Origin of the sequence: Desulfobacter curvatus DSM 3379 (genome assembly GCF_000373985.1) — a bacterium.
GTDB lineage: Bacteria > Desulfobacterota > Desulfobacteria > Desulfobacterales > Desulfobacteraceae > Desulfobacter > Desulfobacter curvatus.
In genome coordinates this window covers 1-1,088 of the sequence record NZ_KB893049.1, presented here as the reverse complement: position 1 = coordinate 1,088, position 1,088 = coordinate 1, and the positions used below count along the sequence as shown (strand labels likewise).

General features: G+C 45.8%; 1 protein-coding gene. It reads right to left on the bottom strand.

All coding sequences use genetic code 11. From position 1 onward, the window contains the following. Positions 1-23: 23 nt before the first annotated feature. On the bottom strand, positions 24-713 hold the full coding sequence (locus B147_RS33495) for a hypothetical protein (protein WP_425387019.1): 690 nt from the start codon (positions 711-713) through the stop codon (positions 24-26). Between the last annotated feature and the right edge of the window lie 375 nt (positions 714-1,088).

Genomic DNA, 1,088 nt, shown 5'->3' with positions numbered 1-1,088 from the left:
ATGACACAACGCTGAGGATTCGCTTAAGAAAACACATAGCGTATCACCTCACTGTTGATTAATATGGAAACCGAAAATTGCGTGGCTTCCTGATTGTCAAGACCCATCTTTAACCAGCTTAAAGAGGACCTTGANACGCTTCCTTTGTTATATTTCAGACCGCCGATCAGGGTTGTTTCACCAGCCCTGAAGACGATTTGATTATCAATTTTTCGGATAGATATTTGCGGTTGTCTGACAAGGTTCGGCTGCGTTCCAACCTCAAGAAATTCAATCAGGCTTTGGATGTTTCCGGTAAACTGGGTTGAGATGATGTTGCCGGAAACCGAGGGCTTGAGTTTTAAGAGAAGGCCGGAAGAAACGGTGTCGAATTCATAACCCTGGGCAACGTTATCAGACGCGCCGTCAATGGAAGAAACGGTAATTGCTTTTACGTAGGGAATTTTTTCCGACACATCAAGCTCGGCGGTGGAGCCATTCATCACAGAGATCCGGGCAGACTGAAGGACGGTAAAATCTTTCAATTCGTCCAGGGATTCAACAACGGATTTAAGTGATAANTGGCCGCCGCCAAGATTCAGGGAAAAGCCGTCATCTGAGCCGGTGACGGAAAATNTAAGCGGATCTTCATATAGCTCCGTTAAACTGGCCGTCAACTGAGACCAGTCAATGCCGTGTTTATATGTCTGGCTGTCCTGGGCTTCAAGGATCATGATATCGAATACAACCAGGGTAAGATACGGATTGTTTTTGAAATAATCGTAAATGGTCAGNTATGTATAATAATCCGTGTTAAAAACGATCCGGGAGGACAGTTCATCATAAAAAGAGTCCTGAACACCAAAAGAGTTTAATAGTTTTATCAAGTTCTCCTGGGTGCCGGGCATGAGCACCTTTACATAGGCCGGGGANGTCTTGCGGATGATCAACACGCCCTGTTTGTATTTGAAAAACAAACCATGGCTGATTTGCAGGGATTGAAGCAGGGTTTTCAGGGTGCCGTGGTAAGCGGGCATGGAAACGGTCTGGAGCTTGGGCGTTTCTTTTTTCTCGGAAGCAGGGTTAGCGGAATCCTTGGTTTCCGGAGT